8 protein-coding genes are annotated in these 17,312 nt (G+C 38.2%); all 8 read left to right on the forward strand.

The window, feature by feature from the left end; genetic code table 11:
• Positions 1-21 precede the first annotated feature (21 nt).
• Genes D9O48_RS02545 through D9O48_RS02580 form a run of 8 tightly spaced genes read left to right on the forward strand, consistent with a single transcriptional unit; the run spans position 22 to position 17,304 of the window.
• Positions 22-2,640, forward strand: coding sequence for a glycoside hydrolase family protein (locus tag D9O48_RS02545; RefSeq protein WP_126970262.1), 2,619 nt, complete (start codon positions 22-24; stop codon positions 2,638-2,640).
• Positions 2,641-2,665: 25 nt separating this feature from the next.
• Positions 2,666-4,099, forward strand: coding sequence for a glycosyl hydrolase family 28 protein (locus D9O48_RS02550; RefSeq protein ID WP_126970264.1), 1,434 nt, complete (start codon positions 2,666-2,668; stop codon positions 4,097-4,099).
• 10 nt (positions 4,100-4,109) lie between these two features.
• Positions 4,110-7,547, forward strand: a complete 3,438-nt coding sequence (locus D9O48_RS02555) for a hypothetical protein (protein WP_126970266.1) — start codon at positions 4,110-4,112, stop codon at positions 7,545-7,547.
• A gap of 12 nt (positions 7,548-7,559) precedes the next feature.
• Complete coding sequence (locus D9O48_RS02560) at positions 7,560-8,978, forward strand: SGNH/GDSL hydrolase family protein (RefSeq protein ID WP_126970268.1); 1,419 nt, start codon at positions 7,560-7,562, stop codon at positions 8,976-8,978.
• The gene (locus tag D9O48_RS02565; protein WP_126970270.1) at positions 8,978-9,652 is read left to right on the forward strand and encodes a GDSL-type esterase/lipase family protein; all 675 of its coding nucleotides are present in this window, start codon (positions 8,978-8,980) and stop codon (positions 9,650-9,652) included. The genes D9O48_RS02560 and D9O48_RS02565 overlap by 1 nt, the downstream gene beginning before the upstream one ends.
• A 17-nt stretch (positions 9,653-9,669) precedes the next feature.
• On the forward strand, positions 9,670-12,168 hold the full coding sequence (locus D9O48_RS02570) for a beta-glucosidase (RefSeq protein WP_126970272.1): 2,499 nt from the start codon (positions 9,670-9,672) through the stop codon (positions 12,166-12,168).
• A 6-nt stretch (positions 12,169-12,174) separates the two neighbouring features.
• Positions 12,175-14,997 carry a glycoside hydrolase family protein gene (locus D9O48_RS02575; RefSeq protein WP_199750479.1) on the forward strand — a complete coding sequence of 941 codons (2,823 nt, stop codon included), beginning with the start codon at positions 12,175-12,177 and terminating at the stop codon, positions 14,995-14,997.
• 27 nt (positions 14,998-15,024) lie between these two features.
• Entirely contained in the window at positions 15,025-17,304 is a 2,280-nt protein-coding gene (locus tag D9O48_RS02580) for an FAD-dependent oxidoreductase (protein WP_126970274.1), read from the forward strand.
• Positions 17,305-17,312: the final 8 nt, after the last annotated feature.

Consider the following 17,312-nt stretch of genomic DNA (forward strand, 5'->3'; position numbering starts at 1 on the left):
CGAATTAAGTATTCTTTAGTTATGGCAGGTACTCAATCTCTATATAAGTCATTGTTAATCGTTCAGTTTTTGCTGATTACATCCTGCTCACTGCTTGCGCAGAATAATAGTGAGGTAGCAATCAGCGATAAAAAACTATCGGTAAAATGGCACATGACAAAGGATGGGTATAAGATTTCATCCATAGATCTTTATGGGAAAAGTATGCCAGCTTTGGAGCTTGATACAGATGGAGAATACACTGTTTTGTATTCTGCCAGCAAACCCGATACTGCTGCGCAGCCTTTAAAAGATGGAAAGGGAAATTCCATTATTTTCCCGGAACCCGAGTATCGTTATGTTGTTGGTAAATGGAGAGAAAGTACAGATTCGGTATCATTAAATACAGCAGGTACTGCCTATCACTTCTATCCTGAAAGATATGAGAAAAGAGGAGACAGTATACTCTTTATTAAGGAGAATAGTGAATTTTATATACGTTCTTCATGGAAGATAGATAATAATAGTGATATTCGTGTGAGTGTAACTGTTAAATCTTTTAAAGAAGGATATATTTCAGTTGCAACCCCTTCTCTTATTAAAGAAAAGCAAAGTGATTTTCAGTGGGCTGTTGTGCCCGGCGTATGGCAGGGTAAAGCTGTTAATCCTGATTTTGTGAATGCTTTTGCTTATGGTCAGGGTATCCCTGCTATTCCTGTTCTCGCTAAGGAAAGAACAGCAGCTGCACTTACATCTATCTTAACTAATAAAAATGGAATCTCACTTGCCGTAACCGCTGAACCCGGTACGGGAAGAGATCCATGGGCCGACAATAAGGTTTCACAGGGTGAATGGTTACTAGGGCTTTCTTCTATGAATAGAAAAGGGGAGCTGACACCAACGCTTTATCATCCTGTATTGGGCGGAAAAAAATCTTATTTGAAAGCAGGGGATAGTCTCGTGTTTAATTTCAGATATACTATTCAAAACGATCACTGGTATAGCGTTTATAAACATGTTGTAAATAATATATACAAATTCCCTGACTTTTTAAGGCTTAAAAAAACGAAGGAATCTTTGTCTGCAAGACTTCTAAGATTATATAATTATGTTATCAATGATAGTACATCAAGATGGAGAAACTTTGAATACAAAGATTTACTGATAGGAGCACAGGAATATCTTGGTGGCGTACATGATTCTGAAAAAGATGCGATTAAAAATGCCGATTATGGGGCAATGTGGATGCTTTCGAATCTAACTGATGATTCTATTCTCATGAGCAGCAGACTGCCACAAGCTTTAGATTTTAAATATGCCCAGCAGAATACTTCAGACAGCTTTCTAAGAGGAGCTGCTGCCGGGCAATATTATCTTCATAAGTCTAAAAGATTTACAGAAGAATGGGGTCCCTATACAGAGCCAATAGCAACCACCTATTACATGCTGCTGGATATTGGTAATATTTTATTATTTGAACCCAATCACCCGCAGCTGAAAAATGAACTTATTCTGGCCGCCGACTGGTTATTGAATAAAATTAAGTCAGATGGAAGTTGGGAGATTGCCTACGACAATACAACTTATCAACCGTTGTTTACTGACCAGCTGGATTACCGGCCAACTTTTTATGGTTTACTTGTAGCGTACCGGCTTACAGGAGATAAAAAATATCTTGACGGAGCAGTGAAAGGAGCGGGATGGTTTATCGATAACGCTGTGTCGAATGCTTACTTTTTAGGAGTTTGTGGCGATACAAGATTTGCCCCGGATTTTGCTACCGGACAAAGCGTACAGGCACTGCTGGATTTATATGATTGTACAAAAAATGAAAAGTATAAGAAAGCAGCATTAACAGTTGCTCAGATTTATACCACTTCAGTTTACACCCATCCTATTCCTTCAGAAAAAAAGAAAATGGTTGAAAGCAGGGTTGTATATGACTGGGAGATTAGTCAGGTAGGGCTCAGTTTTGAACACGGAGGCATTATAGGATCTGCGAATAGTCACGGGCCTATTTTATTAGCAAGCCATGCAGGTATGTTTGTACGCCTGTTTCAGATAACAAACGATTCGCTGTTTCTTAATATGGCACGTGCTGCCGCATGGGCCAGAGATGCATTTGTAGACCCGGCAACCGGAGTCGCTTCTTATTATTGGAATGCTATGAATAAAGGAGCGGGCCCGTTTCCACATCATGCATGGTGGCAGATCGGATGGATCACTGATTACCTGATAGCAGAAACTTATCTGCGTTCTGCAGGTAAGATCGATTTTCCTGCGGGGTTTATAACTCCTAAAGTAGGTCCACATAAAACTTATGGATTCACTGAAGGTAAACTCTACGGAAAGAAGGTAAAAATAAAAATGATACCGGATCTTATTCATCTTTCAGATGAATCTGTTGATTATATAACAGCTATAGACGCTACTGAAAATACTACCTATTTTATTTTACTGAATAATAGTGTGAATACACTTGAAACTACATTTAATATTAATCCTGATCAGTTAAAAAGGATTCTCAACTCTTCTTCAAAAAAACTAAAAACGTCTTATCTGAACGAATCTGGGAAAGAAAAGTCATTGGGTGCTCTTTATGAATCGAAAATTGTACTGCCGCCTTCAGGTATGCTCACCATTAAGGTAAAGGCCGGCTGATTATTAACGAAAAAATAAATGCTCTATGAAACGAACCTTTTACTCCGGGTTATTAAACCGGTTGGTAATTTTTTTTACCGCTATTATTTTGTTTGTTGCCTGTAACAAACCATTTGCAGATATGCAGGCTGATGACTTGCTGAACTTAAAAAATAGTTTTGCAGCAGCTGATGAGCCTGTAATAAATTTACCTGATTCTCCGGTTTCCGTAAGCCAGAAATATCAGGTGTTCATCAATGATATTCCAGTGAGGGTTTCAAAAGAAATCTGTTACGATTATATAGCTAATGGCGGAACCAGAGTAACACATTCTTCTTTATTTACTTATCAACCGGGCGCACAGATAAAAATTATAACAGATAGTTCTTTTTCTTCTTATACACTTTCTCCTCAAAGACTGGGAATATCTACTTCTCAGGTGGGAAATGAAATTACATTTACATTGCCGTCAGAGTATTACAATTTTGCAATCACATTTCCTGATCGTGAACCATTGTTTCTCTTCTCCGCACCGGATCTGACTTCCTATAAAACCGGCGCAGTCGTTTTCGATAGTGGTGTTCATACTCCGGCAAATGGTGAATTTCATTTACAATCGAATACTACTTATTACCTTGAAGAAGGTGCCGTGTTGAATGGAAAGGTGATTATATCGAATAAAACGAATGTCAAAATATTCGGAAGAGGGATGATTGATGACCGGCTTAATCCGGTGGTAGGTCACTTCCTGAAAATATACAACAGTAGTAATGTTGAAATTAAAGGAATTGGTATCAGACATGGAGCACTGGGATGGCAAACTGATTTTGTTAACTCTTCAAATATTCAGGTTGATTATATTAATCTGATGAGTTTTGGTCAGAATAACGACGGACTTGATATAGGAACAGGGTGTAAGAATATAAGTTTTAAAAATTGTTTCGTTGGTTCAGGCGATGATGCTTTCGGATGGCATGCAACAAATGCGATTGCTTATGGGCAAAACCCTCTCGATAGTTCCTACGCAGAAAACTGCCTGGTATGGCAAACGGCAGGCTGCGGAATAAGAATTGGTTCTTCGCTGGAAGCTACAGAAGTGAAAAATCTTCAGTTTAAGAATATTGATATAGCTAAAACCAGTAAAGGAATTTATCCTGTAGCAATACCACATTCAGATTGGGCAGATGTTCATAATCTGGTTTTTGAAAATATATACGATGAAGAGCCTTCAAATACAAAATTTGTACTAGCCTATATTAAGCAAACACATAACTCTAATCCTGTTTATCAACCAGGCTTCATCTCTAATATTCAGTTTATAAACTGCAACAGTTTTGCTACAAAAGCAGAGTTTGAAGGATATGATCCGATACATAAAATATCAGATATAACTTTTATTAACTGTACGGTGGCAGGAAGGCCTATGCTTCAGTCAGATGTTGTAGCCAATGCATTTACAGAAAATATTATTGTACAATAAGTTGTTTTATATGAACCATTCTCCGGAAAATAGAAATTATTCTTGTAAAAGATCAGGTAAGATTTCAAGCCTGTTGTTTCTTGTTGCTTTTGTATTCATCAGTTATGATGGGTTTTCGCAACAGGATAAATATCTTATTGAAGCAGAAAAGTTTCAATTCAAAGGAGAATGGTTTGAAGAAAAAGACAGGAACAGCCTCGGAGGAACTTTATTAAGAGCTACCGGTGGAAAAAAGGATGAATCTACCGATGCTTTTACTTCTGTGAAAATATGGGAGGCCGGAACTTACGCCGTTTGGATGCGTACTCCAGACTACGAAGATCGACCTTCTACCCGACAAATGCAATTGTCAGTGAACGGTGTATTGTGTGAACGAGCGGGAAAGCACGGCAAACCAGGGTTCTATTGGGAAAAAGTAGCTGAAATTCCTTTAGAAAAAAAAGAGGTATTACTTCGTTTACATAATTTCAATTTCGGAAGATGTGACGCTATCCTTTTGTTGAAAGACAATAAAATAAATCCGAATGATCTTGCTTTGATAGAAATAGGTAAATGGAGAAAAAATCCTGCTGTCTTATCAGTAATGTCTGAGAATAATCTTAATAGCAGTATTTACCTGCCTGTTACAACGAATGCAAAAACAATAGCTTCACTTGAAAAAGGGCAGATACGTTTAAAATTCTTACAATTAACTGACAGGCAAAACGCAATTGTTTCGCGTACTGAAATTAAGTCAGGAAACGAATGGGTGTCGTTGCCGGGTGAACAGGAAGATCATAAAGTGTTTCTTTTAAATACATCTCTCAGTAAAGTCAATTATCAGAAATTCTACCCTGCATGGAATAATTCTGGAGGTAACAGTTATTTTGAATTTGATGAAAAGAAATATACTGTTACCACTGATGGTGCTGATCTTAATCCTTTTCTTGCAGGTAATTTCAGTGAAGCGATACCTTACAATGTACAGCAGCTCGATAATGAAACTATTCAGGTCCAATACATAACACGTAATAAATCTCTCATTACCGGTTTCTGGAGCCTGGCAGATAATGGAACTCATCTGAAACTCCGTTTAGTATGTCAGACAGCTGAAGCCGGGTATTACAGTATCGGTGTTGCTGCTTTTCATCCTTTTATGGAACATCAGGTAAGTAATGTATTGATGCCACCAATGTTTCAGTATAAGAGGATTCCTGAAAACCCGCAAATGCTGGTATCGGCTATCATGCCGCAACCTTTAAGTATTGTGGAAACAAATGTAAATGACAAAAAATGGTCATTGTTTGTAACGGCTGACACTGCAACTTTTAGCCAGGATTGGGGAAGTTCAAAATATTCTCCAATAGGATTTTCTATGAAGAATGAAAATAATCTGGTACAACCGGTTGCCTTTGCTCCGGTATTAGGAATGGCAGATTCAAAATATGACGCCGGTGAACTAATTGACCGGGAATTTATAATAGGTATTGTTAATGACTCCTGGACCAGAGCGTTGTCGTACATCTCCGATTCTGTATATCAGGTAAAAGATTATCGCAGGCAGAAGGAAGAATCGCTGACGGAAACAATTTTTAATATATCTGATCTGATTGATAATGAAGAATCCGGTGGGTGGGATTCCCGTCTGAAAGGTTTTTATGATATAGAAGGTAACCCTGAAACTGCACCTACTGTTGTGAATGCAACACCACTGGCAAATATAGCATTGCCATTACTTGCCGGAAGTGAATCGCAATATCTTAGCAGAGCGCTTCCAACCATTGAATATACTTTGTCAAGAAGCGGTTACAGATGGGCGATTGATGTGGTGCCAACCGGTTATAATAACTCCAGGAAAACATTGGAATTAAATCCACTCCGCTCACAGTTTACCACATCGTATTATGAGGGGCTTAACCGTTTGTTAAATAACTTGAATCCCTGGTTAAAAGAAATTGCGCTTCCCGGTGATAGCCTTCGTAAAGCGGCAGGATACTCTACAGCTTTTATACCATGGGTACAGGCCGCCGCCGCTTATCGATTAACAGGAAACAATAAATGGCTGAAATTGGCCGAGGAAGGCGCTGGTAAATATATAGATGCACAGATTTATAATAATTCTACAGTTCCGTTAAGTCATACACCTTTTTATAATGCGTCTTTTTACGCACCCTGGTGGCATCTGACAGATTTATATGAGATCACTAAAAATAATAAATACCTGAAAGCTGCGGAATACGCAAGTCATTTCACTATATCGGGTATACGATCATTTCCTTATGTAAAAGACGAACAGCAGTTAATTCATCCGGGTAATAACTTTGAAGGAAATACACATATCTGGTGGAAAGGCGATAAACCTTACCGATTGGGTTTTCCGCGTAAAAACGGAGATGCTCCGGAGAAGAATATACCTGCATGGGAAGTGTCACCTGTTGGTTTGGGATTTGAACAACCGTCAACATATTTCCTGACAGATGCATCGAAAAATGTTCGTCCTGTTTTTATGAGTAGCTGGGCCCCGCATTTACTCAGATTGTATCAACACTCCGGAAATAAAATTTTTGAAATATACGCGCGTAATGCGGTCATCGGCCGATTTTCAAATTATCCGGGTTATTATGCAACAGGATTTACGGATATAACACTGAAAAAAGATTTCCCTTATAAAGGTCCTGATGTTAGTTCTGTTTATTATCATCATATTCCGCCACACCTGGCTTTTACGCTTGACTTTCTGATTACTGAAGCTATTCAGCGTTCCGGTGGAAATATTGAATTCCCTTATAGTATTCAGGAAGGTTTTGTATGGTTCGCCAACCGGATTTATGGTGGCGGGTATGGGAAAGTTTTTGGAGATGAGCATGTTAAACTATGGATGAAAAAAGGATTGGTTACTTCTGCTAACCCTTCAGTGAATTATGTAACAGCAGTTTCTGAAAATAACTTCTGGATATTATTATCCGGAGAATCAGAAACGGATGAAGATGTAGAAATACACTGGTCTGCTGAAACCGGAGCCACTTCAGATGGTACAGCTGTTATTTTTGATGCGAATAATAATAAAACTACTATTAAAATTGTTGGTGGTAAATCTACCCTGAAAATACCTGCAAAAGGTTTTCGTGCAGTTCGTATACCGCTTAAAAATAAAAACAACTTTACTGCAGCTTCACCTCTGAAAAAAGGAATGTATGTTTTTGATATGGGGGCTCCATGGGGAAAAGTGTTTGTATTCAGAATCCGTTCTCCGTTTGGATGGGATTCAATCTATGGTTTTGCCGAAACTGCTCCCATCGAAGGCGCTGAAGTAAAGATCACTTTTAATGGTAAAGCTGAAAAGATTACAGCTTATCCGTTTGAATGGAGTTTCTATAAAATTAAAACAGACGAAAAAGTAGAATTGAAACTGGAATTAAAACAGGGAAGCAAAATACAGACAAAAAATATTTCGATATCAGGAGACTAAAATTCAAGCATTATGTGGTATAGAGTAATTATAAAAACTTTATCGTTCTGTTGTGGCCTTAGTGCTTCTGCCTTGGCACAGTCTGCAGGTGATAATGATAAAATAGCTGCTTCGCAGGGTGGAGCAACACCACTGATTTTCGATCTGAAGAAAAAGGATATTACTGCGATAAAACCTGGTGATTTCAATGATGATCGTGAAACAACAGTAAGAAATGGTATGCCCAACTTTTTTGATAAGGTGAAAAAGAAGCAACCAGTTACTGTTGCTTTTATTGGTGGAAGTATTACTCAGGGTGAAAAATGTTACCGCTTACAAACAGCAAAATATATACAGGATAAATACCCTGATGTGAAATTCAGCTGGGTAAATGCGGGTGTATCTGGCACAGGAACCGACCTTGGAGCATTTCGTTTACAGGAACAGGTACTGCAATATAAACCGGATCTGATATTTATTGAGTTTGCGGTAAACAGGGCTTATGCTGAAGGAATGGAAGGAATTATCAGACAGATAATAAAGGCAGATGCATCAACGGATATCTGTCTCATTTATACGATTCTTAACGGACAAACGAAAATTTATCAGGAAAACAAAATTCCGGAAAATATACTTCGACTGGAAAAACTGGCTGAACACTACCGGCTACCTTCAGTTCATCTTGGGATGGAGGCTGCTGCAATGGAAAAAGAAGGAAAACTGATATGGAAAGGAGATAAAGAACAAAAAGGGAAAATATTATTTTCAACGGATGGTATACATCCGATTGAAGCAGGTGGTAACTTGTATGCGGCTGCTATCGCAAGGGCACTTAATAAAAATTCTTCTCAGGAAACTATTCCCACTTGTCACAATTTAAGCGCTCCGCTATTAACAGATAAGTGGGAAAATGTAAAAATGATCCGCCCTGATGAACTGGCTGCGTTTGATGAAAACTGGAAACTAATTGATACTAAAAGTAAAGGTTTTTTACAGCGATTTTCTAACTGGTTCGATCAGGTGGCATTTGCTGAAATACCAGGCGCATCATTTTCTTTCAGTTTTGAAGGCGATATGTTTGGTTTCTTCGATATTGGTGGCCCTGAGGTTGGCCAGCTTGAATTTATCGTTGATGGAAAGCCCGTTCACCTGAAAAAGATGAATACCCCGGAAATTACCTATTACATTAATGGCAATAACAACGAAGAATCTACTCTTAACAGGTTTAATATTTATTGCAATAACCGGTATCGTGGCCAACATGACCTCATTGAACTGGAATATGGAAAACATGAAGTAACTGTTAAGATCTCTGATAAAAAATCGGATAAAGAAACTATACTTACTCCTGTTAATGCAAAAGATATCAATGCTAATCCCGAAAAGTATGACAGAACTGTTGTTTATATAGGTAAAATACTAATCAGAGGTAACGTTTTAAAAAGAAGCTAATGAACTACTTCAAAATAAATATCATTTTTATTACGATGTTATTACTGCTCATTGCTAAGAATAATGTCGCTCAAAATCTGACCCAACAGCAGAAATGGGAACAGAAGCTGGAGAAATATCGGAAACAGGATTCCATCAAACCTCCGCATTCCGGAAATATTTTATTCCTCGGTAGCTCTACCATTGAAAACTGGAAAGCATTAGAGCATGATTTCGCTGAAAAAAAAGCTATTAACAGAGGGGTGTCCGGTACAAAAATGATTGATCTTTTCAATTATAAAGAGCGTCTGATTGATCCATATAACCCGGCGAAAATATTTATTTATGAAGGTGATAATGATATTGCTCTGGGTTGGTCAGCTGATAGTATAACTAAAGTGTTCAAGGAATTATTCTACTATATAAGATCAAAAAAACCTGATGCCACGATCTATGTGATTTCTATTAAGCCTTCGCCGGCAAGAGAAAAACATATAGTTAAATTGCTTAAAACAAATGAATTGCTGGAGCAATTCATATCAGAACAAAAAAACGCGGGATACATAGATGTATACAACCCTATGCTGGTAAGTGGAAAACTGGTTCCTGCTTATTACCGCCCCGACAATTTGCATCTTACCGAAGAAGGTTACGAGGTATGGAAACAGGTAATAGGTGCATATATCAATCAATAACCCCCTAAACATTATTCATGATAAAGAAATTATTTTTCGTTTTTGTATTTGCTTTACCGGCTGTTACCTGTTTTTCTCAGGTATATAAGGATAAAAATGTTGATGGGGAAACGCGTGCGCGTGATCTGTTGTCTAAAATGACATTGGAAGAAAAAATTGATTACATCGCAGGGTATAATCAATTTTATATCCGTGGCATAGAGCGTTTGGGATTACCTGAAATCAAACTTACTGATGGCCCGGTAGGCACACACAAAGATGGTAAAGCGGTAGCTTATCCTGCAAGTGTGTTATCTGCTGCTACCTGGGATACCAGTCTTGTTTATGAACTGGGTAAACAATTAGGACGAGATTCAAGAGCAAGAAGTGTACATGTGCTGCTGGCTCCCGGCGTAAATATTATCAGAAGCCCTTTGGGTGGAAGAAATTTTGAATACTTTACCGAAGACCCTTTCCTGAATTCCAGAATTACAGTAGCCTACGTAAAAGGTTTGCAGGATCAGAAGGTGGTGGCAACGGTAAAACACTACGCTGCCAATAATCAGGAGTGGGACAGAAATAATGTGAGCAGTGATATTGACGAAAGAACCCTTCACGAAATTTATCTTCCTGCCTATAAAGCTGCAATACAAGAAGCCGGGGCCGGATCGGTGATGAATAGTTATAATCCGATTAACGGTGAACATGCTACTCAGAACAATTATTTGAACAATGTAGTGCTGAAACAGCAATGGAAATTTGATGGTTTCCTGATGAGCGATTGGTCTTCAACATATGATGCCGTTGCAGCAGCTAATGGCGGACTAGATCTTGAAATGCCTACTCCTAAACACATGAACCGAAAAAACCTGATACCTGCTATTGAGTCAGGATTAGTGAAAGAATCGGTGATAGATGATAAAGTTCTCAGAATACTGCGAATCATTTTCAGATTCGGATTTTTTGATAATCCACAATACGATAGTTCAGTTCCGCTCGATAATCCTCAGGGAGCAAAAGCAGCGTTGGAACTGGCGCGTGCCGGTATCGTACTGTTGAAAAATGAGAAAAATCTGTTACCATTAGATCAGACGAAAATTAAATCCATCGCTGTAATCGGGCCGAATGCGAATAATTATATTTCAGGAGGAGGTAGTTCGTATACATTCCCTTTTAGTTCAGTGTCTGTTTTGCAGGGAATTAAAGATCATAGCAGCAATGTTCAGGTAAATTATGCTCCCGGAGTTCCGACACTGAATGAAACTGTTTTTAACGCTGTTTTTTATACGGAAAAAGGGAGTAATGTAAAAGGGTTGAAAGCATCTTATTTTCCCAATACCCAGTTGAGAGGTAATCCTGAAATAGAAAAGATTGACAGTATTGTTTATATAGGAAACGGTTGGCATATAGCTGCAGAGAATAAAGGTATTCCCTATGATCACTGTTCTATGCGATGGACAGGTGTGATCCGTCCTGAGAAAACAACAAATTACCGGTTTATTGTAAAAGGTTTCGATGGTTTCCGTCTCAAAGTTGATACAGCTATGGTCATTAATGAGTGGCGTAATCAGGGAATTACTACCCGTGAAGTGGTACTTCCTCTGAAAGCCGGAGTAGAATATCCGGTAACATTGGAGTACTTCGCAGGAGCACATCCTGTTGATATTGCTTTCGGATGGAGAGAAGATAAGTTATTATTTGATGAAGCGATCAATATTGCTAAAAACGCGGATGTGGCTATCGTGAATATCGGCTTCAATGAAAGTAGTGAAAGAGAAAGTAACGACAGGCCTTTTGAACTGCCCGAATATCAGGATAGCCTCATACAATGCATCGTAAAAGCAAATCCCAACACTATTGTACTGTTAAACGCAGGAGGAAATGTTGATATGACTCCATGGTTGAATCAGATACCTGCTTTGATGCATATCTGGTATTCAGGGCAGGAAGGCGGAACTGCTGTGGCGGATCTGATTTTCGGAAAAGTAACGCCGTCCGGTAAGTTACCAGTTTCCTTTGAAAGAAAATGGGAAGATAATCCCGCTTATCCCTACTACTATGATTCTGCAGGTAGCAAACGTGTAGCGTACAAAGAAGGCTTGTTCATGGGCTACAGATATTATGATACGAGTAGCGTTAAACCTCAGTTCCCATTTGGGTTCGGACTTTCCTATACAACATTCAGCTATAGTAAATTAAAAGTGAAAAATATCGGCACTGCCGGAAAGCCACTTTATGAAATGCGTTTTACAATAAAAAATACAGGTAACTATGATGCTCATGAAGTGGCTCAGTTATATGTAAAGCCTTTGAATGCTCAAGTGGTAAGACCTGTTAAAGAGCTTAAAAAGTTCGCCAAAGTATTTATTCAAAAAGGTCAACAGAAGGAAGTTGTATTCACGCTTGATGCTGATGCCTTTAAATATTACAAAATCGAGTTAAAGGATTTTGATTTTGATGCCGGAGCGTATGAAATTCTTATCGGCACTTCTTCTCAGGATATCCGGTTGAAGAAAAATATTAAAGTAAAAAAATAGCTTTATATGAGGTTGATTACTTTATTGATATTGATATTGTCATACGCTGACATGTACTCACAGGTTAAATTGTCTGATGATCGTAAGAACATTCAGATTAACCGTAATGGAAAATCTTACACATTTTCTCTTGAGTTTTTGATATTGTATAATAGTGAAAATCCTCATATTGCATTGAAACCTTCCGGCTTAAAAAAGGTGTCTTACAATATACCTACCTGGAAAGTCAAAGATTCATTACTGGCAGACTATGAACAGGCTGATGTGAAGGCTTCTGTTGCAGGGGATGGCTTTGATGATAAAATATTGCGCAGTAAAGTTGAATTAAGAACTGTAAGTATTTATAATTCAGGAAGCCAGACTTTCATCACTCCTGAAACTGTGAATGTTGCTGAGGATAGTGTGGAAGTTTTATATTCCGGAAATGACGGTTTTACCTTTAAAGCGGTGATATCTTTTAAAACTGATTACTATCCTCGTATCACTTTTTACCTCAATACACTTGTAAAGGGATATTATAGTATTGGTTATATAGGTGCTCCTGCTATTGCTGTTGATGAGTTTGAAGAGAGCTGGCAACCTTTGATCTGGACCGAAAAAAGAATTCCTGAAAAACCATATCTCACACCATCTTACATGGCAACATTACCTGCCACTTTAGTAAATGATGGATACAATACAATTGGTGTATTGGCAGCTCCGGAACATCTGCCATTTCAACCCCTGCCGCTAATGGATAATAGCCAGTTTGGTGTATTACTGTTAAATCCGTCTGGAAAACTTCAACCGCAGATTTTTGCACCCATGATGGGAGGATACAACTCTTTCATGGATAAAGGAGAACAGTTCGTTTTTTCATATAACATGATTGTTGAACCGGAGAGTTTAACCGGAACTTATGAAAAAATTGCAAAGAATATATTCGGTTTTAGTAACTACCGTAAAAATTCAATTGCATCAATGAATACTGTTTTGGATAATATAGTTAATTATTCAAAAACTTCTTACGCATGGTTTGTTGACAGTCTGAAAGGGTTTGCTTATTCGACCGATGTTCCAGGAGCTGTTAAAAATGTATCAAGTTTAAATCCTTTAGAGCTGGCTATTGTACGTGACGATCAGGAAATGTTTGAAAAAAGAGCTTATCCTTTAATGGAATTTATGTTGTCAAGAGAAAAGTTTTTATTTAGTCTTGATAGTAATCAGAAAATACAATCCCCTTCAAGAAAGCTCAGAGGGCCGATTGCTCCTTTATCAGAGTTAGCTGCCCTGTATAATATTTTTGGTAAACAGAATGCCTTTTACAAAGAACTGGCACAGAAAGAATTTAAAAATACCAGAGTAAGAAATCTGGATGATAATGAAAAAGGTTATAACTGGATCAATGCAATGTTTTTATACAGAATGACGAATGATACCAATTATCTTTCATTGAGTAAGAAGCTGGCAGATAAATACCTCGAAACACGTGTTTTAAAGCGCGCTCAGAAGTTTGGAGATGATCCATTGTATGGATCCCATTTCTTTTGGCCAACCTTTACCAATCATTGGGCTGAATTACTTGAACTTTATGAAATAACCGGCGAAACCCAATATCTCGATGCTGCCCGGGATGGAGCACGTCATTATGCATTGTTTACATGGATGGTTCCTGCTATACCAGACAGTATGGTTACTGTCAATAAAGACGGCAAAGCGCCAATGTACTGGTATCTAAAACAAAAAGGCCATGAACAAATGTATTATCCCGAAGAAAAAGTACCGGCATGGAGACTCTCTGAAATCGGTTTAACGGCTGAGTCTTCCGGAACATCTACCGGACACCGAGGTATTTTTATGGCAAATTTTTCTCCCTGGATGTTAAGAGTAGGCTTTTACGCGAAGGATAGTTTTCTTATTCATCTGGCTAAAGCAGCACTGGTTGGACGGTATACTACTTTTCCTGGTTATCACATCAATACAGAACGTACCACCGCCTATGAAAAGGAAGATTTTCCTTTAAGAGAACATACCAGGCAAAGTGTGAATTCATTTCACTATAACCATATTCTTCCTATGGCGTCTATGTTGCTGGATTATATAGTTTCGGATGTTTTTGTAAAAAGTAACGGCAGTATCAGTTTTCCAAATGAATATATTGAAGGATATGCCTATTTGCAGAACAAGTTTTACGGAGCATCAAAAGGAAGTTTTTACGGAAGAGAAAATGTACAATTATGGATGCCCGAAAGATTGCTTTCAATTGATAACATAGAGTTGAATTATTTGTCAGCAAGGTCATCAGATACTTTATATATAGCCCTTTCAAATCAATCGACAGAAAAAGTAATGTCTTCAGTAAAAATTAATACCGAATGGGTAAAGGCAGGTGAAAATACCCATGTTAAATTATTAAATGCTGCCGGCAAGGCTAAATGGCAAGGTAACGGCGTTATTTCTGTAGAAGTTCCTGCAAACGGGTTAACGGCTATTGCTATTTCGCCTGTTAAAATACTGTCGCCTTTTCAACAAAAAATTTTATCAGTAAAACAAGATACAAGTAAAGATTTTACTGAGATAAAAGAAGGCAATACGAAAGCATTCCTCTTTAAGCTGGGCGAATTGGGAAGGAGATTGTTTGTATATCTGGAAGACGACGATAATCAATGGCGTGAAGTAAAGTTATGCTATAAATATCAAAATGGTGAAGAAAAATCAATAGTGAAAAAGGAATATCCATTCGAGTTTACAGTGGATATAAACAATCATCTCCTGGTTAGTTTTTCATTAGAACTAAAAGATAAAGAAGGAAAAAAAGTGCAAACCAACACATATTTTTTGGGACAATAAAAAGAATATTAATAAAAAGTAATCATAATGATAATTAGTGGGCATGTTGCTGAAAGAAGCTTAAAAAAAGAACATCTGCAATCTGATTTAGTAATAGTCGGAGGCGGAATGTCTGGTGTGTGTACGGCAATTACTGCTGCGAGGCAGGGTATTCAGGTAATACTTGTACAGGATCGTCCTGTTTTAGGAGGTAATGCTTCCAGCGAAGTCAGACTCTGGATATTAGGTGCTACCGCACATATGGGAAATAATAACCGGTGGAGCAGAGAAGGTGGCGTAATAGATGAAATACTCGTAGAAAATACTTATCGTAATCCGGAAGGTAATCCTGTTATACTGGATATGATTTTACTGGAGAAAGTTTCAGCTGAAAAGAATATTACTTTATTATTAAATACGGCTGTGTATGAAGTAACTAAGAAAGTTGAAGATACTATTGAATATGTTACTGCATTCTGTAGTCAGAATTCTATTCAGTATCAACTGGAGGCTCCATTGTATTGCGATGCTTCCGGTGATGGCATTGTAGGTTTTCTTTCCGGTGCTGCGTTTAGAATGGGAGCGGAAGACAAAGAAGAGTTCGGAGAGCTAATGGCTCCTGATGCAGGTTATGGAGAGCTATTAGGACATTCGTTATATTTCTATACTAAAGATACAGGTAAACCTGTTCGTTTTACACCACCTGCTTTTGCACTGGATGTTACGAAGGAAGTTCCACGCTTTAAAAGCTTTAATGCGAAGGAGCATGGTTGTAAATTGTGGTGGGTTGAATATGGAGGAAGATTAGATACTGTACATGATACGGAAAAAATTAAATGGGAATTATGGAAAGTCATTTATGGTGTATGGGATTATATTAAAAATTCAGGAAAATTTCCGGAAGCAGATACGCTGACACTTGAATGGGTGGGAACAATTCCGGGAAAAAGAGAAAGCAGAAGATTCGAAGGTGACTATATGTTAACGCAGGCTGACATTATAGAACAGCGTTTGCATGAAGATGCCGTTGCATTCGGTGGATGGGCAATCGACCTGCATCCCGCAGATGGTGTTTTCAGTGAACGACAACCCTGTAACCAATGGCATAGTACCGGACTTTTCCAGATTCCCTATCGTAGTTTATACAGCAGAAATATAAAAAATCTATTTCTCACCGGACGAATTATCAGTGTTTCGCATGTAGCATTCGGAGCAACACGTGTGATGGCCACAAGTGCTTACGTTGGACAGTCAGTAGCTATGGCAGCGGTTGTTTGTCGTAAGTACAATCTAATGCCGGCTGCTTTACTTAAAAATGCGCACATGAGGGAGCTTCAGATTGAGTTGGTGAAAACAGGGCATTATATACCTGGTATTGGTTTGAAGGATGAAAAAGATTTATCTGCGAAAGCAGCCGTAAAAGCTTCTTCTTCTCTGGAATTTAAGGGCTTTAGTCGTAAAGACCTTATATGGAAAAATCTGTCTATATCAGCCGCGCAGATTGTACCGTTTCATAAAGGAAAAATACCGGTAATTAATACGTTAATAAAAACAGGTGATCAAACAACGCTCATTGCGGAGCTTCGTGCCAGCCATAAAAAAGGAAATTTTACTCCTGAACAGATTCTTTCATCTAAAGCTATCAGACTCACTCCTGGTGAACACGAACTGAATATAGATTTTGATATTTCGCTTGAAGAAGACCAATACCTTTTTGTTACCTTCCTTAAAAATGAGACTGTTGAATTGGCTTATTCAAGGCAAATGGTATCAGGGCTTGTATCTGTATTTAATGGAGTGAATAAAGCAGTTTCTAATAACGGTAAGCAGGTAGCCCCAGAAAACTCAGGGGTGGAAACTTTTGAATTCTGGTGCCCGCAAAGAAGACCTGAAGGGCATAATATCGCCATCAGTTTTTCAGAACCTGTTTGTTTCTTTAATGCAGACAACATACAGAATGGATTTGATCGTCCGGATGTATTACCAAATGTATGGGTAGCAGATCCTGATGATCAGCAACCTGCACTGTCCATCAGTTGGAAAGAAGAACAACTGGTACAGCAAATTCAGCTTTCGTTTGATACGGATTTTAATCATCCGATGGAATCGGTATTGATGACACATCCCGAAGCAGTAATGCCTTTTTGCATACGTTCATTCAGCATACTCGATGAACAGGATAATGTACTATACCAGTTGAAGGATAACTATCAGACAAGATGTGAAATCAGCTTATCAGCTCCTGTTAAAACAAAATCAATTAAAATTCGGGTAGACCATCCTTCAGTAAATGTTCCTGCCGCAATTTTCTCAGTAAGAATTTATTAAATTTATTC

It is taken from the genome of Gynurincola endophyticus, from assembly GCF_003991195.1.
GTDB classification, from domain to species: domain Bacteria; phylum Bacteroidota; class Bacteroidia; order Chitinophagales; family Chitinophagaceae; genus Gynurincola; species Gynurincola endophyticus.